General features: G+C 72.6%; 21 protein-coding genes. 8 read left to right on the top strand and 13 right to left on the bottom strand.

The annotated features are described in order from the left end of the window. The first annotated feature begins 176 nt into the window (after positions 1-176). Positions 177-848: an HAD family hydrolase gene (locus ABZU32_RS09095; RefSeq protein ID WP_354851353.1), complete on the top strand. Its 672-nt coding sequence runs from the start codon at positions 177-179 to the stop codon at positions 846-848. A 124-nt stretch (positions 849-972) separates the two neighbouring features. On the opposite strand, the gene ABZU32_RS09100 is transcribed toward ABZU32_RS09095, so the two are convergent. From ABZU32_RS09100 to ABZU32_RS09125, 6 genes are all read right to left on the bottom strand, one after another. Beyond that, the gene (locus ABZU32_RS09100) at positions 973-2,952 is read right to left on the bottom strand and encodes a nitrate- and nitrite sensing domain-containing protein (protein ID WP_354919316.1); all 1,980 of its coding nucleotides are present in this window, start codon (positions 2,950-2,952) and stop codon (positions 973-975) included. Between the two features lie 79 nt (positions 2,953-3,031). Next, positions 3,032-4,357, bottom strand: coding sequence for an amidohydrolase family protein (locus tag ABZU32_RS09105; protein WP_354919319.1), 1,326 nt, complete (start codon positions 4,355-4,357; stop codon positions 3,032-3,034). After that, the gene (locus ABZU32_RS09110) at positions 4,345-5,166 is read right to left on the bottom strand and encodes an energy-coupling factor transporter transmembrane component T (RefSeq protein WP_354851362.1); all 822 of its coding nucleotides are present in this window, start codon (positions 5,164-5,166) and stop codon (positions 4,345-4,347) included. Before ABZU32_RS09110 ends, ABZU32_RS09105 begins: the two co-directional genes overlap by 13 nt. A 4-nt stretch (positions 5,167-5,170) precedes the next feature. Next, positions 5,171-5,734, bottom strand: a complete 564-nt coding sequence (locus tag ABZU32_RS09115) for an ECF transporter S component (RefSeq protein ID WP_354851365.1) — start codon at positions 5,732-5,734, stop codon at positions 5,171-5,173. Further along, a complete protein-coding gene (locus tag ABZU32_RS09120) occupies positions 5,731-7,389 on the bottom strand; it encodes an ABC transporter ATP-binding protein (protein ID WP_354919322.1) in 1,659 nt (552 codons plus the stop codon). The genes ABZU32_RS09115 and ABZU32_RS09120 overlap by 4 nt, the downstream gene beginning before the upstream one ends. Before the next feature lie 303 nt (positions 7,390-7,692). Continuing rightward, entirely contained in the window at positions 7,693-8,571 is an 879-nt protein-coding gene (locus ABZU32_RS09125) for a hypothetical protein (RefSeq protein ID WP_354919324.1), read from the bottom strand. Positions 8,572-8,768: 197 nt separating this feature from the next. Between ABZU32_RS09125 and ABZU32_RS09130 the strand changes: the two genes are divergently transcribed. Then, positions 8,769-9,641, top strand: coding sequence for a tyrosine-protein phosphatase (locus ABZU32_RS09130; protein WP_354919327.1), 873 nt, complete (start codon positions 8,769-8,771; stop codon positions 9,639-9,641). An 11-nt stretch (positions 9,642-9,652) separates the two neighbouring features. Here the strand turns inward: ABZU32_RS09130 and ABZU32_RS09135 are convergent, their stop codons facing one another. Both ABZU32_RS09135 and ABZU32_RS09140 read right to left on the bottom strand, forming a co-directional pair. Then, positions 9,653-10,705 (bottom strand): Gfo/Idh/MocA family oxidoreductase, encoded by a 1,053-nt coding sequence (locus ABZU32_RS09135; RefSeq protein WP_354919330.1) that lies wholly within the window; start codon positions 10,703-10,705, stop codon positions 9,653-9,655. Continuing rightward, on the bottom strand, positions 10,702-11,607 hold the full coding sequence (locus ABZU32_RS09140; protein WP_354851379.1) for a PAC2 family protein: 906 nt from the start codon (positions 11,605-11,607) through the stop codon (positions 10,702-10,704). Before ABZU32_RS09140 ends, ABZU32_RS09135 begins: the two co-directional genes overlap by 4 nt. A 162-nt stretch (positions 11,608-11,769) precedes the next feature. Here ABZU32_RS09140 and ABZU32_RS09145 point away from each other — a divergent pair, with 162 nt between their 5' ends. From ABZU32_RS09145 to ABZU32_RS09155, 3 genes are all read left to right on the top strand, one after another. Further along, complete coding sequence (locus tag ABZU32_RS09145) at positions 11,770-12,078, top strand: hypothetical protein (protein WP_354919332.1); 309 nt, start codon at positions 11,770-11,772, stop codon at positions 12,076-12,078. Further along, on the top strand, positions 12,069-12,242 hold the full coding sequence (locus ABZU32_RS09150) for a hypothetical protein (protein WP_354919335.1): 174 nt from the start codon (positions 12,069-12,071) through the stop codon (positions 12,240-12,242). Before ABZU32_RS09145 ends, ABZU32_RS09150 begins: the two co-directional genes overlap by 10 nt. A 71-nt stretch (positions 12,243-12,313) precedes the next feature. Next, on the top strand, positions 12,314-13,273 hold the full coding sequence (locus tag ABZU32_RS09155; RefSeq protein ID WP_354919338.1) for a 4-epi-cubebol synthase: 960 nt from the start codon (positions 12,314-12,316) through the stop codon (positions 13,271-13,273). 323 nt (positions 13,274-13,596) lie between these two features. Here ABZU32_RS09155 and ABZU32_RS09160 read toward each other — a convergent pair whose 3' ends face one another. Next, complete coding sequence (locus tag ABZU32_RS09160; protein ID WP_354919341.1) at positions 13,597-15,708, bottom strand: ATPase; 2,112 nt, start codon at positions 15,706-15,708, stop codon at positions 13,597-13,599. A 181-nt stretch (positions 15,709-15,889) separates the two neighbouring features. Here ABZU32_RS09160 and ABZU32_RS09165 point away from each other — a divergent pair, with 181 nt between their 5' ends. Further along, a complete protein-coding gene (locus ABZU32_RS09165) occupies positions 15,890-16,057 on the top strand; it encodes a hypothetical protein (protein WP_354851080.1) in 168 nt (55 codons plus the stop codon). Positions 16,058-16,252: 195 nt separating this feature from the next. On the opposite strand, the gene ABZU32_RS09170 is transcribed toward ABZU32_RS09165, so the two are convergent. After that, a complete protein-coding gene (locus ABZU32_RS09170) occupies positions 16,253-17,491 on the bottom strand; it encodes a hypothetical protein (protein ID WP_354919344.1) in 1,239 nt (412 codons plus the stop codon). Positions 17,492-18,153: 662 nt separating this feature from the next. Next, a complete protein-coding gene (locus ABZU32_RS09175; protein ID WP_354919347.1) occupies positions 18,154-18,786 on the bottom strand; it encodes a MerR family transcriptional regulator in 633 nt (210 codons plus the stop codon). A gap of 110 nt (positions 18,787-18,896) precedes the next feature. Here ABZU32_RS09175 and ABZU32_RS09180 point away from each other — a divergent pair, with 110 nt between their 5' ends. Continuing rightward, entirely contained in the window at positions 18,897-19,931 is a 1,035-nt protein-coding gene (locus tag ABZU32_RS09180) for an aldo/keto reductase (RefSeq protein ID WP_354919350.1), read from the top strand. 138 nt (positions 19,932-20,069) lie between these two features. On the opposite strand, the gene ABZU32_RS09185 is transcribed toward ABZU32_RS09180, so the two are convergent. Then, a complete protein-coding gene (locus ABZU32_RS09185; RefSeq protein WP_354919353.1) occupies positions 20,070-20,900 on the bottom strand; it encodes an ABC transporter permease subunit in 831 nt (276 codons plus the stop codon). 548 nt (positions 20,901-21,448) lie between these two features. Next, complete coding sequence (locus ABZU32_RS09190; RefSeq protein WP_354919356.1) at positions 21,449-24,325, bottom strand: alpha/beta fold hydrolase; 2,877 nt, start codon at positions 24,323-24,325, stop codon at positions 21,449-21,451. 123 nt (positions 24,326-24,448) lie between these two features. Here ABZU32_RS09190 and ABZU32_RS09195 point away from each other — a divergent pair, with 123 nt between their 5' ends. Beyond that, the gene (locus tag ABZU32_RS09195) at positions 24,449-25,675 is read left to right on the top strand and encodes a hypothetical protein (protein ID WP_354919359.1); all 1,227 of its coding nucleotides are present in this window, start codon (positions 24,449-24,451) and stop codon (positions 25,673-25,675) included. Positions 25,676-25,700 lie beyond the last annotated feature (25 nt).

Consider the following 25,700-nt stretch of genomic DNA (forward strand, 5'->3'; position numbering starts at 1 on the left):
GTAACTGGTCATCTGATACTCGCCCTGGGTCTCTTGAATGGGGGGGTTGTGTCCGCCCGGGGCCCTGGCGGGGGCCCCGGCGGGGAAACGGCCGTGGCGTGGCGCCGCGGCGGTCGCCACGCCACTGCCGTTTCCCCGGCAAGTAAGGTCGGACACACGCATACGGGAGGAGTGTCGTGATTCGCGCGCTGGTGTTCGACGTCGGGGAGACGCTGATCGACGAGACCCGCATCTGGACGCGCTGGGCCGACCGGCTGGGGGTCTCGCGTTTCACCATGCTCGGCGTGCTCGGCGGGATGGCCGCGCTCGACCGGTCCTACAGTGAGGCGTTCGAGATCGTCCGCCCTGGTCTGGACGTCGAGGCCGAGGTGGAGGCCTGGCGTGAGGACGACCCGGACGGCCTGCGGGAGAACTTCGACGCCGGCGACCTGTACCCCGACGCGCGGCCCGGCCTCGCCCAGCTCCGCGCGGCCGGATACGAGCTGATCATCGCGGGCAACCAGCCGCCGCAGGCCTACGACGCGCTCGTCGCGATGGACCTGCCGGTCGACGCCGTCCACACCTCGGCGGGATGGGGCGTCAGCAAGCCCCACCCGGACTTCTTCGCCAAGGTGGTCGCGGTCGCCGGTCGCGAGCCCGGCGAGATCCTGTACGTGGGGGATCGGCTGGACAACGACGTGCTCCCGGCCCGCGAGGCCGGCCTGCGCACCGCCCTGTTCCGCCGCGGCCCGTGGGGCCACCTGCACGCCGACCGCCCCGAGGCGGCCGCCGCCGACCTGGTCATCGACGACCTGCCCCACCTCGCCGCCCTCCTCGCCGAGGGCCGCCTGGACGGCGCCCGCTCCTGATCACCCGCCGGGCCGCCCGCGCGGCTCCTGGCGGTGATCACAGACGATCGCCCGGCCCTTTCCCGGTCACATGAGGTGGCCGGGCCGGGTCCTGGTCACGTGAGGCGGCCGGGCCGGGTCCTGGTCACATGAGGTGGCCGGGCTCGGGCGCCGGCGCGTGGCGGGCGTCCGGCTCGCGGCGGGTCTCCGGCTCGTGGTCGGGGTCCGGCGGCAGGTCGTCGGCCGTGGTGATGATCAGCTCGTGCGGTACCAGGACGACGGCGGTGGTGCCGCCGTACGGGGAGCGGCGCAACGTGATCTTGACCTTGTGCCGCTCGGCGAGCTGGCTGACCACGAACAGGCCGAGCCGATCGCTGTCGGCCAGGTCGAACTCGGGCGGGTTGGCCAGGCGCCGGTTGAGCTCGGCGCGGTCCTCCTCGCCCATGCCGAGGCCGCGGTCCTCCACCTCGACGACGAAGCCCCGGCCGACCAGCTCCCCGCGGATGTTGACCCGGGTGCTGGGCGGGGAGAAGACCGTGGCGTTCTCGATCAGCTCCGCGAGCAGGTGGATGACGTCGGCGACGGCCGTGCCGATCAGCGAGGCGTCCGACATGGGCAGCACGGTGACCCGCGTGTAGTCCTCGACCTCCGCGACCGCGCCCCGCACGACGTCGTGCATCGGCACGGGCTTGCGCCAGGCCCGGCCCGCGGGGGCGCCGGACAGGATGATCAGGCCCTCCGCCTGACGGCGCATGCGGGTGGTCAGGTGGTCCAGCCGGAACAGGTCGGCGAGCGCGTCGGGCGCGCTGGTCTTGCGCTGCATCCCGTCGAGCTGGGTGAGCTGGCGGTGCAGCAGCGACTGGTTGCGCCGGGCCAGGTTGCGGAAGACCAGGCTGACCCCCTTGCGCAGCTCCGCCTGGCCGACGGCGGCCTCCACGGCGGTGCGGCGCACGGTGGTGAACGCCTGGGCGACGTCCTGCACCTCCATGGTGGTGCCGGTGGCCAGGATCGGCGGCGCCTCGCTCTCGACGTCGACCGGCTGGCTCTCGCGCAGCTTGGCCACGACCCTGGGGAGCCGCACGTCGGCCAGGTCGATGGCGGCGCTGCGCAGGTCGGCCAACTCCTGGGCCAGGCCGCGCCCGAACCGGGCCGACAGCACGACGGCCAGCAGGATGGCGACCAGGCCGAGGCCGGCGGCGGCGACGATCTGCGCGATGATGCCCGAGGCCGTAGCGTCGGTGCGGGTGTTCAGCAGCGTCGCGCGGTCGGTGGCGAGCTGGTCGAGCCGTGACCCCAGCGTGCCGGCGAGCGGCTGCCAGGCGGCCGCCTGCGCGGGGGTCCCGCCTCGCGAGATCACCTGGTTCTCCATGGTGGTCAGCCGCTTGTAGTCGGCCGAGGCCACCAGGTCGTCATAGGGGCGGCGCAGTTCGGCGTCCAGGGCCTCGGCCCCCCGGGCGAGCAGCAGGCGGCGCCCGGACACCATGTCGGCGAAGACGCGCCGCTCCTCGTCGCCGAGCGAGTTCTGCTGGATGGCCCCCGACAGCAGGGCGTCCTCCTGGGACAGCAGCTCGCGGGACCTGGCGATGGTCTGCAACCCGTTGGACTTGCGGTACAGCGCCAGGTCGGGCACGGTGATCAGCTCGTCGTACATCTGGTACAGCGCGTCCTGGATCTTGGTGTACTCCTGGATGGCCGACAGGCGGCTCAGCGTGCGGCCGTCGACGTCCTGGCGCACCGAGCTGAGCCTCAGCAGCTGCCTCTCCAGCTCCGCGAGGCTCTGCACCACCTCGGGCCCGGTCGCCGACTGCCCCTCCAGCGAGGTGGACCGCTGGTGGAACAGCCGCGCGGCCAGGTCGGTCTGCTCGCGCGCGGCCGACAGGCGCCCGCCGTCCGGGGCGCTGCCGCTGAGGAAGATCGCCGAAAGCTGGCGTTCCTGCTGCACGTGGTCGGCCAGCACTCCGGCGGGGGTGGCCACCTGGTCGAACAGCGTGACCGCCCTGCGCAGGTCGAAGAAGACGCCCACGAGGTGCGCGGTCATGACGACCCAGAGCAGGATGAGCGCGACGATGGGCAGGCTGAGCAGCGAGTACAGCTTGAAGCGAATGGTGCGATTCTGGGAAGCCATGTCTCCGCGCCTTGCGTGGAGGCCTACGAGAGGCCTTCGGGGGAATGCCGCGCGCACTTTCGTGGAGATCGCGGCGAGGTCAGTGCCCATGGCGCCGCTCCTGGGTCGAGCCGGCGAGGTGCACCCGTCCGGACGGGTCGCCGCCGGTCACCGTCGCGACGCACCTTCCCGGCCCGTCCTGGATCAGGGCGAGGTAGGGGTCGCGTTCGCCGGGATCGAGCGGGAAGACGGCGAAGTCGCAGCGCGAGCCCGCCGCGAGGACGCCGATGCGTCCAGGGCCCTCGTCCAGGCCGAGCGCGCGGGCGCCGCCGGCGGTGGCGGCCTCCACCAGACGGCGCGGCAGGTCCTGGCCGCGGTATCCCTGCCGCCGGGCGAGCTGGTGCAGCAGCCGCACGTCCTCCAGCAGGTCCAGCGACGGGCTGGAGGCCAGCGAGTCGGTGCCCACGGCGATCGGGGAGCCCTCTTCCAGCAGGGCCGCGATCGGCGGTCCGTCCAGGCCGAGGGTGCGGTTGGAGCGGGGACACAGCGCGACGCTCACCCCGCGCTCGCGCAGCAGCGCCCGCTCGGCGGCGTCCAGGTGGACGCCGTGCGCGACGTGGCAGCGCCGGCCGAGCAGGCCGAGGGCGTCCAGGAAGTCGACCGGCCCCTGCCCGGTGCCGCCCGCGCGCAGGATCTCGAAGTCGAAGCCGAGGTCGCGCACCAGGCGGGCGATCGGCCCGGTGCCCGAGACGGTGTACTCGCGTTCGTGGGCCGACTCCAGCAGGTGGATGTGCTGGCGCAGGCCGTACCTGCGGGCCAGGACGCCGAGGTCGGCGAGCACGCCGGTGTCCAGGGTGTAGGGGGCGTGCGGGGCCAGCCCGACCAGGCCCGCCCGCGGGGCGTCCCCGGCGCCGCGCAGTTCGCGCACCGTGGAGGTCAGGTGCTCGCGGCCGGTCCCGGCCCAGCTCTCGTCGGTGTCGCCGAGCACCTCCAGGTAGGAGACCCCGGCCAGCCCCGCCTGGTGCAGCACCGGCATGGCCTCGATGTCGGTGACCACGTCGGCGGCGGCCGTGGTGCCGTGGCGCAGCGCGAGCCGCGCCCCCTCGCGGGCGCTGGCCGCCCAGTCGGCGCCGCCGGAGGAGAAGTAGACCGCGTCGAAGGTGGTGGACCACTCCTCGAAGGAGCCGTACACGCGCGCGCCGACCTTCGCCATGCGGGTGAACTGCAGGTGGGTGTGCGCGTTGACGAGCCCGGCCACGACCATGCCCGGCCAGCGCAGCTCCTGCGCGCCGGGGTGGGCGGTCAGCATCTCGCGCCGCTGGCCGGTCGCGAGCACCCGGCCGTCCCGCACGGCCACGGCGCCGTCGCGGATCGGCGGGCGGGCGATGGGGAGCAGCAGCGGCGCGGAGTGGATCACGGCGCCCATACGGTGCCCGTCAGGCCGAGGATCTTGGCGGTGACCATGACCGCGGTCATGGCGGCGAAGCCGGCCAGCACCAGCAGGTCGACGCGGTCGAAGGCCAGCTCGCGCATCCAGGTGCGGTGCCGGCCGCCGAAGCCGCGCAGGTCCATGGCGTTCACCGTGTCCTCCGCGTCGATCAGCGCGTTCACCGTCAGGGGGATGACCACCGGCCGCAGCGACAGCAGCCGCCGCACCGGGTTGCGGCTGCGGCTGTGCTCGTACCCCCGGATGCGCTGGGCGTCGATGGTCTCGTGCAGGCTCGCCCAGGTGGAGGGCAGGAACCGGAAGGTCAGGTCCACCCCGTAGGCCAGCCGCTGCGACAGCCCGAGCCGCGCGAAGGCCACGCCGAAGTCCGAGGGCGCGATGTTGAACGCCACCGGGAAGCTCACCATGGCCAGCGAGATGTAGCGGACCAGGGTGGTGGCGGCGTACGACAGGGCGGCCCAGGTGATGGGGGTGTGGGTGAGCGGGACGGTGAACAGCACCTCGCCGGTGCCGCCGCCGCGGCTGATGGACGAGGTCAGGACGCTGTTCACCAGGACCAGGACCGTGGTGACGGTCAGCATGAACGCCCAGTTGGCCCGCACACCGCGCCACGGGATGCCCGCGGCGCGGTAGTACAGCAGGGCGGCCGCCGTGCACGCCAGCACGGCGCGCAGGTCGTCGACCCCCGCCACGGCCACGATGTAGAACACGGGAACCAGCAGGAGCACCCGCGGATCGCGGCGGCTCAGGAAAGAACCCGCGCCCAGGTAACGCGGCGTGACGTCCACCCGGTTACCGTCCGGTCCGCTTGGACAGCGGCTCCCAGATGGCGTCCAGCGCGGGGGTGAGGATGACGACGGCGATGGCGTCGGCGATCAGCGCGGGGACGTAGTTGATCGAGATGACGGTCGAGACGTCGATGTTCTGCACCCAGATGTCGGTGAACACGAACAGCAGGCCGATGGCGGTGGCCAGCAGCGATCCGAGCGCGGTGACGACCAGGCGCAGCGCCTCGCCGGCGATCGGCGGCAGGTAGGCGAAGAACAGCCCGGCGAAGGCGCCGACCAGGCCGTTGGCGACGCTCCAGTTCCAGTACGTCAGGCCGTACCCGGAGATCAGGTCGATGATGGCGTTGCCGACCAGGCCGACGAAGAAGCCGGCGATCACGCCGAAGCGCTTGCCGAAGAACGGCACCAGCGCGAACGCGGGTCGCACCGTGACGGCCTGCGTGCCGGGGATCAGGAAGCTGAACAGGCCGAGCACGCCGTACAGCGCCGCGCCGACCGCGCCGAAGACGACCGTCCGGGAGGAGATCGATAAGACGGGCTCTCGCGGGGTGGTTGCGTCTGTGGTCATGAGGGGGTGGTTCCTTCCGTGGGGGAAGAGGGGGAAGGGGTGAGGAGGGAGACCCGGCGGGCCAGGTCGAAGGGATGGGCGATCGCCCCCGAGGCGGGCAGGTGGTCGCGCACCGCGGCCACCAGGCTGGTCGCCGCCAGGCCCGCCCGCGACCAGAGGGCGCCTTCGGCGGCCAGTTCGGCCGGGGAGGCGTCGGCGGCGACGCCGCCCTGGTCCACGACGATGATCCGGTCGGCGTAGGTGAGGGCGAGATCGACGTCGTGGGTGATGAAGTACAGGCTCTCCACGCTGGGGGCGGCGAGCGCGTGGCCCATGAACTCGGTCGTGGTGCGCAGGTCCTGCCCGGCGGTGGGCTCGTCCAGGATCAGCGTGCGCGGCCGCATGGCAAGGGCGAGGGCGACGGTGAGGCGGCGCTGCTGGCCGAACGACAGCGTGCGCGGCGGCCGGTCCATGATGTCCTTCTCGTCGTCGAGCAGCACGGCGCGCAGCGCGGCGCGCGCGTCGGCGTCGATCTCCTCGGGGTCGCGGCCGAGGTTGCGCGGGCCGAACGCCAGCTCCTGGCCGACGGTGGCGCTGAACAGGGCCTGGCCGGGGTTCTGGAACACGTAGCCGAAGGTGGTGGCCAGGTTCCTCACCGAGCGCTCGGCGACGGGGGAGCCGTCCACCAGCACCTCGCCGCGCGAGGCCGTGATGAGCATGACGGCGGCGCGCAGCAGGGTCGACTTGCCGGCGCCGTTCGGGCCGAGGACGGCGACCCGCTCGCACGGGCCGAGCGCGAGGTCGACGCCCGACAGCACCGTGCGCTCGCCGTACCCGAGGCTCACCCCGCGGTATTCCAGCCGGGGGGTCGTCGTGTCGGCGGCCCGCGCCGGCGGTTCGGGGACGGCGGGCAGCTCGGCGGCGCGCGACACCAGTGTGGCGAAGGGCAGCTTGACGTGGCCGACGGGGGCCACGCGCAGGAAGCCCTCCACCGGGCCCTGGTAGCGGGGGGCGCCTTCCTCCAGGTAGAGCACCTGCGTGGGGGAGAACTCCAGGATCTCCTCGACGCGGTGCTCGACGACGACGACCGCGCCTCCCTCGTCGGCGAACCTGCGCAGTTCGCGCATCAGGCGCAGGCCGGCCGCCGGGTCGAGGTTGGCCAGCGGCTCGTCCACGACGACCGCCTTCGGCCGCATCGCCAGCACGCCGGCGAAGGCGACCATCTGCAGCTCGCCGCCGCTGAGCCCGGCGGTGGCGCGGTCGAGCAGGTGGCCGATGCCGACGCGGCCGGCGACCTCGGCGATCCGCTCGCGGATCTCGGCGCGGGGGAGGCCCAGGTTCTCCGGCCCGAAGGCGATCTCGGCGGCCACGGTGGTGCCGACGATCTGCTTGCGCGGGTCCTGGAGCATCGTGCCGACGACGGTGGAGAGCTCGCGGATGGTGCGGCCGGCGACGGGCAGGCCGCCGATCAGGACCTCGCCGGTCACCTCGGCGCGGTAGGAGTGCGGGATGAGGCCGTTGACCAGGCGGAGCAGGGTGCTCTTGCCGCAGCCGGACGGGCCGCTGACCAGGGCCAGGTCGCCGGGGCGCACGGTCAGGCCGGCTCCGCGGAGCGCCGTCTGACCGGTCGAGAGGTAGCGGACGCTCGCGTCACGGACCTCGATGAGCGCGGTCATGACGGATCACCCTTCTCCCTCCCGTGTTCTGGTGCCGGGCGGTGCGCGCCGGACATCGGTCCAGTGGAGATTAAAGGGGAGATCCATTGTCTTGCGCAATTGCTGGTGAAAGGCCGGGATTTGAGTGGCATGGCCGAATCATGGCGTTTCGGGCGGCTCGATTACGCGCACATGAACCGGCTGCCCGGACCGGTTACGGGACCGTTTCCGTGGCAGCCGTAAGCCACCTTTCATGGATTATTGCCGACGAAATGCACTTTCAGGGTTTATAGCGGACGTGTGGCGCGTTACATCGCATTCCCGTCATGCGGCGGAAAGTAGGAGGAGATGGGTGCCGGCCCGCCGGGCCTCCTCGATGCTGCTGCGGAAGACCCGCTCCACCTCGTGGGCCTGACCGCTCAGCCCCTCCACGGCGGGCAGCGCCGTCTCGTCCTCGGCGGTCTCCGCCAGCAGCCGCTCGTAGTCCGGGGTGCGCTCCCGCAGCACCCCGAGCTGCCGGTAGGCCCGGTACACCGCGTCCGCCCGCCGCACCTCGCGGGCGTAGTCCTCCAGGGATTCCACGCGGGCGGCCAGCGAGCGGTGCGCCCGTTCGAGCACCTGGTCGTAGGGCGTGAACATCCCGGCGATGTCGGCCGGCACGTCCCTGGGCACGATGCGCTCATGCTCGCGCCGGGTCCGGGTGAGGTCGGCCAGCCGCACGCCGAGCCGCCACAGCTCCGAGGGGAGGGTCACGGTGTTGGCGATCGCGTCCAGCAGGCCGTCACGGTTGACCCTGGACTCCAGCACCTCCGCGACCGCCCGCTGGGCCCTGGCCAGCAGTTCGCCGCATCGCTCGTCCAGGTCCTCGGGAAGGATGTATCGGCCGGCGTGCCGGTGCGCCACGCGCAGCCGGCGGCGGGCCTCGCGCAGTTTCGGGTCGCCCGCGAGGGCCTGGGCGCCGCCGAGGCCGGTGACGGCGGCGCCGAGCGCGATCATGCCCCACGGGCCGGCCAGCGCGAGGGCGAGCAGCAGCAGCACGGTGACGGCGCAGACCAGGACGGGGTTCGGGGCGTAGGGCCGGGGCACCGCCCCCGCGCGCACCGCGTGGAGCGCGTCCGGGCTGGTCCGCAGGGTGGCGGCGACCTCGGCGGGCAGCGCCGGGTCGAGCACGAGCCGGGGGAAGGGCGCGGATGTGTCCACCATGACCTCCTTCGGGGAAGGCGGTTGAGTCGGCGAGCCCCAGGCTCCGGGGGGCGCGGACCCCGGAAGGGCCCGCTCCTTTACATCACGGCCGGGCCGGCGTCACGATGGCAGCCGCCACGTAACGGACATGTTCTTTTGACACTCTGCCCCTGTCGCCTTCTTCGCGCGGACATATAGCGCATATAGGGTTGGATGTGATGAATGAACTAACGAGGTGGATAGCCCTTGACGGCGCCGTGAACGTGCGAGACCTCGGCGGTCTCCCCACGATCGACGGCCGGACGACGCGGTTCGGGCGGGTGATGCGCTCGGACAACCTGCAGGGATTGACCGACGCCGACGTGCAGCGGCTCGTCGGCGAGCTGAAGCTGCGCGACGTGGTGGACCTGCGCTCCTCCGCCGAGGTCGAGCTGGAAGGCCCCGGCCCGCTGACCCGGGTGCCCGAGGTGAGCATCCATCACCTCACCCTGTTCCCCGAGGGCGGCCGCCACACCGACGTCGAGGCCGACACCCCCGCCCAGGACGCCGACCCCGTGGAGGGCACGGCCGCGGGCGCCGGGAACGGGCCGGACGGCCGCGCGCGTCCCCGCATCGAAGGCGACCGCGTGCTGCCCTGGCAGACCAGGAACGAGGAACGCGCCGAGATCAGGGTGCTCGGGTTCTACTACGCCTACCTGCTCGACCGGCCCGACTCGGTGCTCGCCGCCCTGCGCGTGCTGGCGTACGGCGACGGCTCGGCCCTCGTGCACTGCGCGGCCGGCAAGGACCGCACCGGCGTGGTCTGCGCGCTCGCGCTGTCGGTGGCCGGCGTCGCCCGCGACGCCATCGTGGCCGACTACGCGGCGACCGGCGAGCGCATGGAGGCCATCCTCGCCCGCCTGCGCGCCAGCGACACCTACCGCGACGACCTGGACTCACGCCCGGCCGACAGCCACCTGCCCCGCCCCGAGTACATGGACCATTTCCTGCAGATGCTGGAGACCAGGGACGACGGCCCGCTCGGCTGGCTCGCCCGCAACGGCTGGACCCCCGAGGACTCCGCCGCCCTGCGCTCCCGCCTGCTCGACTGACACCGGACCCGTCATCGCCCGGGCTGCGCCACCTGCGGGTCCAGGGGGATGACGCGGCGTTCCGCCGCCGAGACGCGCGCCGCGCCGAGAACGGCGAGGGCCTCGGCGACCTCCACCGGGTCGACCGGCGGCGGCGCCCCCTCGGTCAGCGCGGCGACGACGCCGGCGTAGAAGTCCTGGTAAGCACCGGGCAGTGTCTCGACCCTGCGGGCCTCCCCGTCCACGCCGAGCAGGCCCCAGCGGTCGGCGGGCTCGGCGCCCCACCCGGGGCCGCCCGGCCGCTCGCCGGCGCGCAGGCGCTCCTCCTGCGGGTCCAGCCCCCACTTGACGTAGGCGCCACGCGAGCCGAGCACCCGGAACCTCGGCCCGAGCTGCGCGGCGACCGCGCTCATCCACAGGTGCGACCGGGCGCCGCTCGCATGGGTGAGCGCGATGAACGCCTCGTCGTCCGCGCCCACCCCGGCCCGCCGCACGTCGGCCTCGGCGTACACGTCGGTGACCGGGCCGAGGAACCGCAGAGCCTGGTCGACCAGGTGGCTGCCCAGGTCGTACAGCAGGCCGCCCAGCTCCTCCGGGCCGCCGTTCTCACGCCACCCGCCCTTGGGCACCGGCCGCCAGCGCTCGAAGCGCGACTCCAGGCGGTGGACCTCGCCGAGGTCCAGAGTGCCCAGGGTGCGGAAGTCGCCGTCCCAGCGGCGGTTCTGGAACGCCGTCAGCATCAGGCCGCGCCCGCGCGCCAGCTCGGCCAGTTCCAGGGCCTCGGCGGCGGTGGCGGCCATCGGCTTGTCCACCACCACGGGGACCCCGGCCGACAGGGCCTGCCGGGCGAGGGGAACGTGGGTGCGGTTGGGGGAGGCGACGACGACCAGGCCGGGGCCGCGGGCGAGCAGCTCGTCCACCGAGGGGACGACCGCGGCGTCCGGGTGATCGCGCGCCACCTGGGCCGCCCGCTCCGCGCTGCGCGTCACCACGGCGGAAAGGCGCAGCCCGGGGGTGGCCGCGATCAGGGGCGCGTGGAAGAACGCCCCGGCCGGGCCGTATCCGGCCAGGCCGACATCGATCATGAGTCCTTCTCGTCCCGCTCGGCCAGGAAGCGCTCGAACTGGGCGGCCAGCTCGTCACCGGTCGGCATCGGCGTGCTCTCGGCCATGAGGTTCTCCCGCTCGGCGCCGGCGTTGAAGGCGTCGTACTGCTGCTCAAGACCCTGGATGGCCGTCGAAAGCTCGGTCGAGGCGATGATCTGCTCCTCGATCTCGGCCGTGGTCTTCTCGGCGGCGTCGCGCAGGCCGTCCAGCGGGAACACCAGGCCGGTGCCGCGGCTGATCGCCTCCAGCGCCGTCACCGCCGCGCTCGGGTACTCGGCCTGGGCCAAGTAGTGCGGGACGTGGATGGCGTAGCCGACCGCGTCGTGCCCCCGCGCGCCGAGCCGCAGCTCCAGCAGGGCGGCGGCGCTGCCGGGCACCTGGATGCGGCCGAACGGGCTTCCCGGGCCGGCGGCCAGGCCGGGCCGGGTGCCGTGCGCGGTCATGCCGAGGGGACGGGTGTGCGGCGCGGCCATCGGGATGCCGTGCGCGGTGACCAGCCTGCCGACGTTGAGCCGGGTGGCGAGCGTGCCGATCGCCTCCACGAACAGCTCCCACTCGCGGTCGGGCTCCGGGCCGCTCATCACCAGGAACGGGGTGCCGGAGGCGTCATGGGCCAGATGCACGGCCAGCTCGGGCGACTCGCAGTCGACCCAGCGGTCGGTGTCGAAGGTCATCAGAGGGCGGCGCGAGCGGTAGTCCAGCAGCCGGTCGACGTCGAACGTCGCCACGACCCGGTGCTCCAGCTCGGCGAGCAGGTGACCCACGGCGAGCCGTCCGGCTCCTCCGGCGTCCACGAAACCCTCGAAGTGGTAGAGCAGCACCGGATCGGTCAGCTCAGGGACATCACCGCTGAGCCGGTAAAGATCCGTCGGGTCGAACACCTTGGGTCCCAGCCTTTCTATCGTCTCTCAACACAGAACCTATGGGATGCGCTGACGATTCCGCCCGGGCGGTCTCCGGCTACGGAAGCGGCCTGCACCCGCGGCGCCACCGGTGACCCCGCCGCGGCGCGGGGGTCGCTCGCGGGACCGCCCGGCGGGCCGGTGCACGACGGAGGCCGTGCGGAGGCGCGGGACGTCGAGGAGCTCGCCACCCGGCTGTTCCAGATGGCCGGGGCGGGGCAGGCCGATCGGCTGTGCGCCTACGTGGACGCCGGGGTGCCGGTCGACCTCCACGATGACAAGGGCGGCACCCTGCTGGTGCTCGCCGCCTGCCACGGGCACGCGGCGACCGTCCGGGCGCTGCTCGCGCGGGGCGCCGACCCCGAGCGGCTGGGCGACCGCGGTCGGAGGCCCGCTCGCCGGGGCCGTGTCCTCGGCAGGGTTCCACGCCGTGTCAGGCAGTGTTCCTGAAGAAGCCCGAGGTGGTGCGGGCTCTGCCGGAGGCGGGCGCCGACCCGGCGCGGGACACCCCGTCCGCGTGGGAGACCGCGCAGGTGTTCGGACACGCCGAATTCCTCGAATGGTTCGCGCGTGAAACGAAAGAACCGCGCACATCCGGGCCTATCGCCGTGTAGTTATATGGCCCCTTTGTTGTCATGATGTGGGGATGGCTGATTTAGCGCCTTCCAAGCTCCTTCTTCCGCCTTTGTCGTCCCCATTCCCCAGCCTGGTCAGCCCCTACGCGGAACAGATCGACGCCGAGACCTTCTCCTGGCTGGTCGCCAGCCGGATGATCGTCGACCCCGCCGAACTCGACCGCTACCGCGAGGCCGGATACGGCTGGCTGGGCGCCCGCACCTACCCCTACGCCGCCCACGACATGCTCCGGCTGGTCACCGACTGGTGCGTCTGGCTGTTCGCCTTCGACGACGCCTTCTGCGAGTGCGACCGCCGCGCCGCGGAGATCGCCCGCGCGCTGCCGCAACTGCTCGCCGTCCTCGACGAGGACCCCGCCCCGGGCGCGCCCGTGGACAACCCCTTCGCCCGCGCCATGCTGGACATCAAGGGCCGCGTGCGCGCCGCGGGCAGCCCCGACCAGCTCGACCGCTGGCGCACCGTCACCAAGGACTACCTGTTCGCCCAGGTGTGGGAGGCGGCCAACCGCGAGGACGCCGTGGTCCCCACCGTCGGCGACTACATCTTCATGCGCCGCAGGACGGGGGCCATGCTGACGGTCTTCGCGCTGATCGACCTGGCCACCGGGCGCCCGCTCACCCCGGACGAGTGGCGGCAGGCGGACCTCGCCGCGATCACCGAGAGCGCCAACGACGTGGTGGTGTGGGACAACGACCTGCTCTCCTACGCCAAGGAGCGGCGCGGCGTCAACGCCCGCAACAACCTCGTCAACGTGCTCGCCCGCCACCGGCACCGCTCGATCCAGGAGTCGATGAACCAGATCGGCAGGATGCGCGACGCCGCCGTCACCCGGATGGTCGCCCTCCGGGCCGTCCTGGAGGCACTGGGCTCGCCCGCCGTCTCGGCCTACGTCCGGGGCCTGGAGCACTGGATCAGCGGCAGCGTCGCCTACTCGCTCACCAGCAGCCGGTACACCAAGGCCTGGCAGGGAGCGATGCCCGTGTGCGTCGGCCACGCCGGGACGAACTGAACCCCGCCCCCGGGCGCCCGACCACCGCGCCGGGACGAACTGGACCCTGCCCCCCGGCGCCTGACCACCGTGCCGGGGCGAGCGGCCACGCGGAGACCGACCGAACCCCTCGCCGGGCGTGAGAGGCGGGCGGGGATCTCCGCGGGGTCGCTTGCCCGCGGCGTGGGCGAGCGGCTAGTGCGGTGACCACATACGTTCACCGGGCGCGGCTCTCCACCCTCGGCCACGTGCTGCAGTGATCGGCGCCGGGTCGGCGGGTCGTGGTACGGCGATGCCGGCGCCTGCTACGGCGCCCGAGCCGGTGAACGTTCGTGGACAGCGCACTAGGAGGTGACCTCGCCCGGGTCGATCTCGCCCATGGCGTAGCTGACGGCTTCCTCGAAGTTCATCAGAGAGCCCTGCTGGTAGTGCTCAAGGTAGTCCTCGTCGCCGAGCAGCCGCTTGCACTCCTTCACGCACGCCTCGTGCTCGGTGCCGAAGAACGGCGAGCCGAACTGCGGCAGGCCGAACAGGCGCCAGTTCGCCTGGGCGGCGCCGAGGATGCGCGCCGCCCTCGCCGGCTCGCCCTGGTCGACGGCGAGCTGCGACAGCGTCTCCATCGCCAGGACGGCGCCCAGCACGTCGTGGAAGTGCCGCTTGATGCGCAGCGACTCCTGCGCGCTCTGCACGGCGTCGTGCGTGCGGCCGGTCATCCGCTCGATCGCCGAGGTCGCCCACACCGCGTACGAGCGCAGCCACAGCTCGCCGCGCTCGGTGCACAGCTGGCGGCAGTCGCGCAGCAGCGACTCGGCCTCGGTCAGCTCGTTCTGCTGGGTCAGCACGACCGCCAGCTCGACGATGGCGGGGAGCAGGCCGGGGTTCAGCTCGCGCCCGCTGCGGTGGAACTCGATGGCCACCCCCAGCAGGGCCGTCGCCTTGTGCAGGTCGCCCTGCAGGAACGCGGCGGACCCCTGCATCTTCGTCGCCAGGATGACCGCGATCGAGTCGCCCACGCGTACGGCGTCGGTCGCGCACGCCTCGGCGGCGTCCAGCGCCGCCGCGGTGTCGCCCTGGGCGCTGCGGACGTAGGCGAGGACCCACAGCGCCTTGCAGCGCTCCTTGCTGGGCTGGGGGCTCGCGTGCAGCGCCCGCTCCAGATACAGCCGGCCCTCGCGGGCGAACCCGCAGGCGACCCACATGAACCACAGGGACGACAGCAGTTCGAGGCCGGTGCGCGCCTCGGCCGGGTCGCTCAGGCAGTAGTCCAGCGCGGCGCGGATGTTGTCGTGCTCCTGGCGCATGCGCCCGAACCAGTAGACCTGCCGAGGCCCCGACCAGGCGTGCTCGCCCCGTTCGGCGAGCTGCAGGTAGTACTCGCGGTGGCGGCGCCTGACCCGGTCGGTCTCGCCGAGCTTGTCCAGCCACTCCTTGCCGTAGTGCCGCAGCGTGTCGATGAGGCGGTAGCGGACCCCGGCCCGCTCGTTGCTGCTCAGCAGGATGGACTTCTCCACCAGGCCGGAGATGAGGTCCATGACGTTCTCGGCGGGCAGGTCCTCACTGGCGCAGACGTAGCGGGCGGCCTCCAGCTCGAAGTCGCCGGAGAAGATGGAAAGGCGCGCCCACAGCAGCCGCTCGGCCGGCTCGCACAGCTCGTGGCTCCAGCCGATGGCCGCGCGCAGCGTCTGGTGGCGGGGCAGCGCCGTACGACTGGCGCCCGCGAGCAGGCTGAAGCGGTCGGTCAGTAACGTGAGGATCTGCTCCACCGACAGCGCGCGCAGGCGCACCGAGGCCAGCTCGATGGCCAGCGGGATGCCGTCGAGCCTGCGGCACAGCTCCGACACCGCGGCGATGTTCTCCTCGTCCACCGTGAAGCCGGGCAGGACCGCGCAGGCGCGCTCGGTGAACAGCTGGACCGACTCGTTGACGAACGGGCTTTCGCCGCCGTCGTCGCCGGGCACCAGCAGCGGCGCCACCGGGATCGTCTGCTCGCCCTGCACGCCGAGCGACTGCCTGCTGGTGGCCAGCACCCGGACGTGCGGGGCGTCGCGCAGCAGTTGCTGGATCAGATGCGCGCACGGGTCGAGCAGGTGCTCGCAGGAGTCGAGGACGACCAGCAGATCGCGCGGGGTCATCCACTCGGTGAGCGTCTCGACCTCGGGCCGGGCGGACTGGTCGGCGATGCCGAGCGCGGCGTTGACGGCGTGCGGCACCATCGTCGGGTCCTGCAGCCGGGACAGGTCGACGTACCAGACGCCGTCGGTGAACTGCGGACCCACCTGGTGGGCGATGCGCAGCGCGGTGCGCGACTTGCCGACGCCTCCGATGCCGGTCACCGTGACGAGGCGGGACTCCTGGAGGCGCTGCCTGATGGTGGCCAGCAGGCGTTCTCTGCCGACGAAGCTGGTGAGCTCCGCGGGCAGGTTGCCCTCTCTGCGCCATCCTGACGGGGGTGCCATGGGCCGCCTCACGGGGGTCGTTCCGGCGTGCTACCTGCTTCCGCATCGTACCTGTGCGAGCGGTTGGCTGTCCTTGCGCCGCGAATGTACGGCGGCGCGTGGTCCCGGCGGTGACACTGGGACCGATGGTGCCGGTGGGGGTGGCGATCGCACCGCCCGCCGGCCGCGTAGCATTGTCCACGTGACTGTGCATGAGCCGGATGACCTGCGTCCGGTGGACCTCTTCGATGAGGGGCTGCCGGTGCTGCCAGACCAGACGAGCGACGACACCGACTCCGGTTGGGGCGAGTGGCGCTCATCCGACGATGTGTCCCACCTGCTGGAAGAGCGCCCACCCCACTGGGGCTGACGCCGGGAAGGCCCGCGAACGGCCACCTGGAGGAGCGGCCTTCAAGCCGGGGACTCACATCGTCGCCCGGGCTCCGCAGCTCGCGGAGCCCATCACCTGTCCGTCACGGCCCGAAGGTCCTCAACCGGCCTTCGGGCCGCCGCCGTCTTCCCCGGCTTCCTTCCTCTGTCTTCCCTCCGCCTTCCGGCCGCGCGGTCAGGCGCCGACGGCGTCGGCCGCCGGGGCCGAGCCGTTCACGCTGAGCACGCGCTCACGCTGCTCGGTGCGCTCCGCCTTGTCGGGCACCACGATCGCGGGGAAGGTGCCGGTGTCGACGATGCCGTGCTCGTTGTAGGCGATCTCGATGAGCGCGTGGGCGCGCGGCTCCAGCTTCCACAGCGCGCGGTACTCCCTGGCCGTGGTGAGCGAGATGCCGATCTCCCTGGCGATGTCGGCCGCCCGAGGGACGATCTTGCGCTCGATCTGCCGGTCCCAGTAGGAACGGGCCGCGCGCAGCAAGGCGGCACGCTGGGCGGTGTCCACCACCTGCGGGGCGGACTCGGCCTCCATGATCTCGGCCTCCTCGTCGTCGTCGGCGATGTACGCCGCGACGGGGGAGGCGGCCACCGGGAGCGCGTGCTGCCGCTCCTCCTCCGGCTCCGGGCCCCACGGCACCGGCGGGCGCAGGTCGATGAGGGCGCTGGTGTTGTACAGCGCGCCGATCTGCTGGAGCAGGGCCTCCTGGCGCCCGGCGTCCACCGCCAGGCCGGTGTGCTCCACGGCCTGGTCCATGACGCGGTCGAGCCTGGCGAGCGCGGCCCGCATCTTGCGGTCGGGGGCGCCGGCCTCGCGCAGCGCGCGCGCCCGCTTGGCGGCCAGGGCGACGCGGGTGAGCCTGCGATGGGCGTCGACCTCGCTGGCGGTGCGGTCGCTGACCTCGGCCAGCCCGAGCCGGACCATGGCGCGTTCGGGCGTCAGCCGCCACTTGATGCGGGAACGGCCGGTGATGCGGTGCCGTTCGATCGCCATGCCGCGCTCCCACAGCCACGCGGCGACCAGCGGAGCGGCCAGACGGAAGATGGCCTCGGCCATGCTGCGGGCGTCCAGGCTGGACAGCACCGCGGAAAGGCTCGTCAGCGCCCACACGGCGATGCCGTCGATGCCGGCCGAGAAGTTCTCGCGCATGTTGCGGCGGGCGCGCACCGCGCTGGTGATCACCGCGACCTCGATGAACGCGAACAACAGCAGCCGCAGCGGGCCGTCGAAGCCGAGGACGTCGCCGGAGAAGCGCCACATGCCCTGCGCGGACACGCCGGTGGCGATGCTGGCGGCGACGATGGTGAGGATGTCCTCCGCCGGGCGGTTCTCGGCGAACTTGCGGTAGGCGCGGGAACCCGCGCGGTAGGCGGTGCGAAGGACGAAGAAAGTCAGAACCAGAACGACCAGGGCGGACACACAGATGATGGCCGTCTGACCCGGATGTTCGGCTGCGAACGTAGATATCTGCTCGAAGGGGGGCATCAGCTCTGTCCGTCATTCTCGATGTCCGACAGGATTACCGAGAGGATCATTCCAGAATATCGCCGGGTTGTTCACACCAATGCGCATTCGTCTCCGGAAAGTCACATCGCCCACCAGCCCCAGGCGCCCCGCGCGTGCACCCATGGCCGGGGGATCCCCCCATGGTCAGCGGATTCGCCCATGGCCCGGCGGATTCGCCCAGGGCCGGTGGGCTCCCCTATGGCCGGCGGGTTCGCCCATGGCCGGCGGATTCGCCCATGGCCTCACGCCATGGCGCCGTAGGTGGCGTCCACGGTGGGTTCGCCCAAGGCCGGCGGATTCGCCCATGGCAGGCGGGTTCGCCCATGGCCGCTTCGCCGCGCCGCCGGCCGTCAATGCTTCACACGCCCTCGTGCCGGCATGCCCACCACGGCTCCCTGAGCGCCGCCGCGACCTTTCGCCACCGCCCGGTACCGGAACAGTGAGCGGCGGTCGGCCGGCGTGCGGGCGATCGAAGATGTGCGGTGGCGCGGCTCCACCGCGGCCCCGCGCGGCGCGGCTCTGCCGCCCGGGGCCGCGGTGACCTTCCCCGGGGACATGCGGCGCGTCCGGCCGCCCTAGTGCTCCGCCGGGCGCCCTTCGTAGGCGATGTCCTCCTGGGCGAGCCGGCGCAGGGCGCTGAGGACGAGGTCTCCGACGGCCGTCCAGACCACGGCGGTCTCGAGCATCGTGTGCGGGTCGGTCTCCCGGGCGATCAGCCCGAGGTCGGCCTCGGCGACCTGGCGTGCGGCCCGAGCGTACTCCGGCAGGAGCGTGAGCTGCCCGGTCTGGCCGAGCCGGTACAGAGTGGCGAGCGCCGAGGCGAGCGTCCGCCGTGCCGGGTTGGCCGGACGGACCCGCCAGCCGAGCTCTTCGATGAGCGCCTCGGTGTGCTCGGTGGCCGCCGCCCACGCCTCGTCCTCGATCACCGGCCGCGGGGTCGTCATCGCGAACTGGGCCTTGCCGGCCGCGTCGATGACGCTCATGCCCGGCGCGTACATCTGGCCGAGGACCTCGCGCGTGGCGGCGACGCTGAGCCCGCCGACGCCGATGAGCGCCTTGATCACCCTGAGCCGGTGCAGGTGGCCCTCGCCGTACCGGGCCTGGTTGTGGCTGGTGCGCTCGCCGGGAGGCAGGAGCCCTTCGCGGAGGTAGTACTTGATCGTCGGCACGGGCACGTCGGCACGCCGGCTCAGCTCGGCGATGCGCATCGATTCCTCCAGCGGTGACCCCGGAGTAGCCCGGTGGGGCTTGTCAGCGTACCAAGAAGATAGTAGACATCACTGCTATCCGTATTCCGTTCGGTCGAGGAGCTGATCCCATGGAGTACCGCCCCTTCGGACGCACCGGCGTGAAGGTCAGCCCGCTGTGCCTCGGCGGCATGATGTTCGGCTGGTGGGGTGAGAACGGCTACGACGAGTCGGCGAAGATCATGCAGCGGGCGCTCGACGCCGGCGTCAACTTCATCGACACGGCCGACATCTACTCCGGCGGCGAGTCCGAGGAGCTGATCGGCAGGTTCCTGGCCGAGAACGGCCTGCGCGAGCGCGTCTTCCTCGCCACCAAGGTGCACGGCCAGATGGGCGAGGACCCCAACCAGGGCGGCAACAGCCGCCGCTGGATCATGCGCGCCGTCGAGGACAGCCTGCGCCGCCTGCGCACCGACCACATCGACCTCTACCAGGTGCACCGCCCCGATCCCACCGTCGACATCGACGAGACCCTCGGTGCCCTGACCGACCTGGTGCGGGCGGGCAAGGTCCGCTCCATCGGCACATCGACCTTCCCCGCCCACCAGGTGGTCGAGGCGCAGTGGACGGCCGAGCGGCGCGGCAGGGAGCGGTTCGCCGCCGAGCAGCCGCCCTACTCGGTCGTGGCCCGCGGCATCGAAGCCGACCTGCTGCCCGTCTGTCAGCGGTACGGCCTGGGCGTGCTCGCCTGGAGCCCGCTGGCCGGCGGATGGCTCACCGGCCGTTACCGGCAGGAGGCCGAGCTGCCCCAGAGCAGGCGCTCAGCCCTCCTGCCCGCTCGCTACGACATCGAGCTCCCCGAGAACCGGCGCAAGCTCGCCGCCGTCGAGGCGCTCGCCCGGCTCGCCGAAGACAGCGGGCTGACCCTCATCGAGCTGTCGCTGCGCTTCGTGCTCCAGCACCCGGCCGTCACCTCCGCCATCATCGGCCCGCGCACGCTGGAGCACCTGGAGAGCCAGCTCACCGCCCCCGATGCCCCGCTTTCCGTGGACGTGCTGGACCGGGTGGACGAGATCGTGCCGCCCGGCCTGACCATCAACCCCGCCGACGCCGGCTGGCAGCCCCCCGAACTGACCACCCCCTCCCTGCGCCGCCGCCAAGGCTGAACCTCCCGCACCCCCCTTCAGGTGAGCACGACCCACTCCCACGAGGTCACCATCGGGGGAAGCACACCCACTTCCACGACGTCACTATCACCGCGAGGCCCCGCTGCCGAGCCGCTGAGCGCCGGAGCGGGCGAGGGGTCAGGACACGACGTCCTTGTGACGGAAGCGGCGGAAGGCCAGCGCCGTCAGCACGGACGCGTACGTCACCGACAGCGCCGCCCCCTTGGCCATGCCGCTCCAGTCGAGCTCGGGGACCAGGGCGTCCAGCCAGGCGGTGTTCCAGAAGGTCGGCAGGAACTCCCGCAGCGCGCCGAGCGCCTCCACCGCCTGCAGGATGTTGCTGACGATCACCAGCCCCACCGCGCCGCCGACCGCGCCCAGCGGCGAGTCGGTGCTCACCGACAACAGGAACGCCAGCGCCGCCACGACGAGCTGGCTGACCAGGGCGTACCCGACGACGATGGCGAATCGCGGCAGCACCGCGGTCGCCGGGAAGACCTCCCCGGTGCCGGGCAACCGCACATCGTTCCACCCGAAGGTCACCGTGCCGGCGAGCAACGCCATCAGCGGCACGGTGATCACCGCCACCGCGGAGAAGCCGAGGGCGACCACGAGCTTCTGCCGCAGCAGCCGGCCGCGCGGCACCGGGGCGGCCAGCAGGTAGCGCAGCGACGACCAGCTCGCCTCGCTCGCCACGGTGTCCCCGCAGAACAGGGCGACCGCCACCACCAGCAGGAACGTGGCCGACACCGACAGCGTGAACGCCGCGAAGTTCAGCCCGCCCTGTGTGGCGAGATCGGACAGCCTCAGAGAGTTCTGCTGCGTCGGCGCGGGGCCGAGCGAGAACGCCACGACCAGCACCCACGGCAGGGCCAGCAACAGCCCGAACATCACCGCCGTCCGGCGCCGCTTGAGCTGGCGCACGATCTCCACCCGCAGCGGCAGCGTGCGCCCCGGCGCATACGACACGCCCGCCGGGACATCACGAGCCCCCCCGGCCGCCACCCCCGGCGGCGTCACGCCGCGTCCCCCATCAGTCCGAAGAAGACGCCTCCAAGACGTTCCCCAAACCCGTCGGCCATCCCGCCCTCCAGGCGTGTCATGCCGTGTCTCCGATCAACTCCGGAGAAGACGTCTCGAAGACGTCCCCGAAAGCCGTTGCACATCTCGCCCTCTGGAGTGTCATGCCGTGTTGCCGGTCAACTCCGGAGAAGACGTCTTGAGGACGTACCTGGAAGCCGTCGGACATCTCGACTTTCAGGGCTGTCATGCCGTGTCTCCGGTCGGCTGGGGGAGGACATCTTGAGGAGGCCTCTGGGAGCCGTCGGACATCCCGCCCTCCAGGTGTGTCATGCCGTGTCTTGGGTCAACTACGGAGAAGACGTCTTGAGGACGTCCTCGAAAGCCGTTGGCCATCCGGCGTTCCGGGGGTGTCATGCCGTGTCTCCGGGTCGGCTTGGGGAGGACGTCTTGAGGACGTCTCTGGGAGCCGTTGGACATCTCGACCTTCGGCGGTGTCATGCCTTGTCTCCGATCAGGTCGAGGAAGACGTCTTCGAGACGTCCCCTGGAGCCGTTGGAGGGTGCTGTGCCGCCGAGCAGGTCGGTGACCGGGCCGGCGGTGACCAGGCGGCCGCGGTGCATCACCACCACGTGGTCGCAGGTCTGCTCGACCTCGGCCAGCAGGTGGCTGGAGACGATCACCGTGCGGCCCGCGGCGGCGTAGCGGGTCAGGACGCGGCGCATCTCGGCGATCTGCGGCGGGTCGAGGCCGTTGGTCGGCTCGTCCAGCACCAGCAGGTCGGGCAGGCCCAGCATCGCCTGCGCGATGGCCAGGCGCTGGCGCATGCCCTGGGAGTAGGTGCGCACGGCGCGGTCGAGCGCCGCGCCGAGGCCCGCGATCTCCAGTGCCTCTTCCATATGGGCGTCACCCTTCGGCCGGCCGGTGGCCCGCCAGTAGAGCTCGAGGTTCTCCCGGCCGGACAGGTGGGGAAGGAAGCCCGGCCCCTCGACGAAGGAGCCCAGCCGGGACAGCACCGGCGCCCCCGGCGTGACGCGGTGGCCGAAGATGCGGATCTCGCCCGCGTCCGGATGGATGAGCCCCATCATCATGCGCATGGTGGTGGTCTTGCCCGCGCCGTTCGGGCCGAGCAGGCCGAGCACCTGCCCCCGGTCGACCTGGAACGACAGCTCGTCCACGGCGGGATCGCCGTCGCGGTATCTCTTGGTCAGGCCGGTGATGCGCAGCGGCACCCCGGCCAGCGCCGGGTCGAGGTCGTCCGCGCGGCGCCGCCGCCCGGTGAGCACGATGGCGGCGGCGACGGCCAGCGCGGCCAGCGGCAGGGCCCAGGTCCACCAGCCGAGACCGCCGCCCGCCGCGCGCAGCGCCGGGTCGGTGGGCGCGGTCAGCGTCGGGGAGGCCAGCCCGACGCGGTGGACGGCCGGCGCGGTGGGGGAGGCGTATCCCATATCCGTGGTGCTCAGCACCAGGCGCAGCCGGTGCCCGGCGTCGAACCGGTGGTCGATGACCGGCAGGGTGAGCGCGACCGGCGTGCCCGCGGGGGTCGCCGTGACCCGGAAGGGCGCCACCAGGCCCTGGGGGAGCGACGGGCGCTGCCCGCCCACGTCGTACAGCTTGGCGAACAGCGTGACCTCGCCCTCGCCGTACACCTTCACCGTGGCCGACGGCGCGCCGGTGACCTCCAGCGGCGCGGCCAGCGGCGCCGACTCGAACGCGGCGACCTGGCCCGGCATGTCGATCGCCACGCCGTCGCCGCCGAGCCCGCCGAGCAGGCCGCTCATGCCCGGCACTGTGGAGATCGCGGCAGGCGAGCCGCCCGGCGGGCCCGCCACCTGCTGGTCGGGGCCGGCGAGCCGCACCGACGCGGACGACGCGCCCGCCAGGCCGGAGTAGCGGCTCGCCGCGGCGTGCACCAGGACGGGACGACGCGTGCCCGGATCGCGGCCGCCGTCCCGGGTGACGGTGAAGGCGTCGCCGAGCGGCGTGCCGTCCTTCTTCAGCCAGTGGCCGAACCAGGCGATGGTGCGCTCGGCCACCCAGTCGGGTTCGCCGTCCCCGCCGTCGTGGCCGCCGTCGAACCACGCCACCTGGACAGGAGCGCCGGTGGCCGCGATCGCCCGGGCGTTGGCGTCGGCGTGCGAGAGGGGGAAGAGCGAGTCGTGCTCGCCCTGGATGAGCAGGGTGGGCACGCGGATCTTTCCCGGCACGGAGATGGGGCTCGACCTGCGCAGGGTCTCGACGGCCGCCGGGGTGGCGCGCCCGGTCTCGGCCACCTGCAGGTACATGTCGCAGATGGCCGGCAGGAACCGCCCGCACTGCGCCTCCCGCACCCCGGCATCCGGCCCCGTCCCCCCGCCGGAGATCCCGCCGGAGATCCCGCCGGAGGTGCCGGAGGAGGTGCCGGAGGAGGTCTTGTCGGACGTTCCGCCGGACGTTCCGCTGGAGGCGCCATCGGCTGTTCCGCTGGAAGTGGCGCTCGGGGTTGCAGGGGATGTTCCGCTGGAGGTGCGATCGGCTGTTCCGCTGGAAGTGGCGCTCGGGGTTGCAGGGGATGTTCCGCTGGAGGTGCGATCGGCTGTTCCGCTGGAAGCGGCGCCGGGGGTTCCAAGGAGCGTTCCGCTGGAGGTGCCGCCGGACGTGCCGCTGGAGGTGCCGTTGGACGGGGTGCTCGAGGTGGTGGTCGGCTGGGTGGGGTCGGTGGGCACGTTTCGACCGTCGGCGCCTGGGGCGAGGGGGGAGTCGGCCGCGCGGCTGAAGAACAGGCCGGCCCACATGCGCTTGAAGACGCCCTCGGCCGGACCGGCGCCGGTCGCGTCGGGGAACAGCGCGTCGGCCAGGTCGTGCCAGGTGATCTGCGGGACGATGGCGTCGACGCGGCCGTCGTAGGCGGCGGCCATCAGCGTGATCGCCCCGCCGTACGAGCCGCCCGCCAGGCCGAGCCGGGGGTCGCCGGGGCCGTCCAGCAGGACCTCGGGACGGCGGGCCACCCAGTCGATCAGCTGCTTGACGTCCTTGACCTCGTAGTCGGGGGAGTTGAGCGCGATCTGCCCGGTGGAGGCGCCGAAGCCCCTGGCCGACCAGGTGAGAACGGCGTACCCCTCCTGCGCCAGCCGCACGGCCTCGTCGCGCACGCTGCGCTTGCTGCCGCCGAAGCCGTGCGCGAGGAGCACGGCCGGGCCCCTGCCCCCGGTGGCGGGGGGGAAGAAGGTGGTGTCCAGCAGCACGTGCTGGTCGCCCGAGGGGCCGTCGGTGACCGGAATCACCTGGTCGAACGCCCGCACCGCCGGTGAGGGCCAGACCGCCCACGCCACCGCGCCGATCACCGCCACCACCACGGCCGCCAGCGCGACCCGCGGTCTCCCCCGAACCCTCATGCCGAGAGCCTACTTACCCGCCGCTGAGAGATCGCTGAGACGCCAACCCCGAGGTGGATACAGGGTTATCTCGGGGTAACTCCCGATTGCGGAGCATGTCCGGTGACGGGCATCATGCTTGGCGTGAAGCAAGGCGCAGGTAACGAGGCCGAGGCCACCCGGACGGGCGGTCGCGCGCCCTCCCCATGGCGGTGGGGCAGGGGCAAGGCCGTCGAAGCCCTCGAATGGGCCCGCCCCTACTGGACGCGGGGGGAGGCCGGCCGCGAGACGCCGCCGGAGCTGCTCCGCGTCCTCTACCTGAGCTGGGTCGCCGCGTTCGTCCTGAAGGTCCTCGGGGCCTCGTGGGACGTGTCGTGGCACTTCAAGTGGCTGCGCGACGACCTGGCGCCGCCGCACCTGCTCAACAGCGCGGGCACGGCCATCGTGCTGGCCCTCACGATCGTGCACAGCTACACGGGGTACGGCGTCGACCGCACCGCCCAGCGGCTGGTCCAGTGGGGCACCGGCGCCTTCCTCATCGCGGTGCCCATCGACCTGATCAATCACCGGATCAACGGGGTGGACATCACCTCGTGGAGCCCGTCGCACATGCTGCTGTACATCGGCACGGCGTTCATGATCGCCGGAGTGATCCGAGGCTGGTACCTCTACGCGCCCGAGGGCAGGGCGCGCACGGTCGTGCTGGGCGCCTTGTTCGTCTTCATGCTGGAGAACACGCTCTTCCCGAGCGAGCACCAGGAGTACGGCGTGCTGGAGCTGGCCTCCTTCGTCCGCGGGGCGCCGTACGCCGAGCCGACACTGCTGGACTTCGCGGCCAAGCAGATGGGCCGGCCCATCGACGTCACCATGGCCGAGAAGTTCTCGCTTCCGGTGCCCGACTGGGTGTACCCGATGTGGTTCGGCATCGCCGCGGTGCTCGTGCTGATCATGGCCCGGGCGCTGGTCGGCCGCCGGTGGACCGCCACCGCGGTGGCGGGCGTCTACGTCGGCTACCGCGCCCTCATCTGGCCGATGTTGTACTTCACCGGCTTCCCGCCCTCGGCCGTCCCGTTCTTCCTGCTCGCCGCCGCCGTCTGCGTGGACGTGGCGTTCCTGCTGCGGCTGCCGGTCGCGCGGGCGGCGCTCGGCGCCGCCCTGGTCACCGTGGGCGTCTACGGCGGCCTCGCCGTGCAGGACCGGCTGCTGGAAGCCCCGCCGTACCTGCTGGCCTCGGCCCCGGTGACCCTCGTCGCGCTGGGCGCGGCCTGGTACGGGGTGGAGTGGTACCGCCGCCGTCGTTCCGGCGAGCCCGAGACCCCCGCCGCCCTGCCCCTCGGCACCCCCGCCGCCCCCGGCCCGGCGACCCCCTGACACAACCCCGGCCCGGCGTCTCCCG

Origin of the sequence: Sphaerisporangium sp. NPDC005288, assembly GCF_040607475.1 — a bacterium.
Taxonomy (GTDB): domain Bacteria; phylum Actinomycetota; class Actinomycetes; order Streptosporangiales; family Streptosporangiaceae; genus Sphaerisporangium; species Sphaerisporangium rhizosphaerae.

Bases quoted from the DNA above. Each gene is read 5' to 3' on its own strand.
- ABZU32_RS09130 (WP_354919327.1), top strand. From the start codon at position 8,769: ATGAATGAACTAACGAGGTGGATAGCCCTTGACGGCGCCGTGAACGTG.
- ABZU32_RS09135 (WP_354919330.1), bottom strand. From the start codon at position 10,705: ATGATCGATGTCGGCCTGGCCGGATACGGCCCGGCCGGGGCGTTCTTC.
- ABZU32_RS09120 (WP_354919322.1), bottom strand. From the start codon at position 7,389: ATGACCGCGCTCATCGAGGTCCGTGACGCGAGCGTCCGCTACCTCTCG.
- ABZU32_RS09160 (WP_354919341.1), bottom strand. From the start codon at position 15,708: ATGGCACCCCCGTCAGGATGGCGCAGAGAGGGCAACCTGCCCGCGGAG.
- ABZU32_RS09115 (WP_354851365.1), bottom strand. From the start codon at position 5,734: ATGACCACAGACGCAACCACCCCGCGAGAGCCCGTCTTATCGATCTCC.
- ABZU32_RS09190 (WP_354919356.1), bottom strand. From the start codon at position 24,325: ATGAGGGTTCGGGGGAGACCGCGGGTCGCGCTGGCGGCCGTGGTGGTG.
- ABZU32_RS09125 (WP_354919324.1), bottom strand. From the start codon at position 8,571: ATGGTGGACACATCCGCGCCCTTCCCCCGGCTCGTGCTCGACCCGGCG.
- ABZU32_RS09175 (WP_354919347.1), bottom strand. From the start codon at position 18,786: ATGCGCATCGCCGAGCTGAGCCGGCGTGCCGACGTGCCCGTGCCGACG.
- ABZU32_RS09105 (WP_354919319.1), bottom strand. From the start codon at position 4,357: ATGGGCGCCGTGATCCACTCCGCGCCGCTGCTGCTCCCCATCGCCCGC.
- ABZU32_RS09180 (WP_354919350.1), top strand. From the start codon at position 18,897: ATGGAGTACCGCCCCTTCGGACGCACCGGCGTGAAGGTCAGCCCGCTG.
- ABZU32_RS09100 (WP_354919316.1), bottom strand. From the start codon at position 2,952: ATGGCTTCCCAGAATCGCACCATTCGCTTCAAGCTGTACTCGCTGCTC.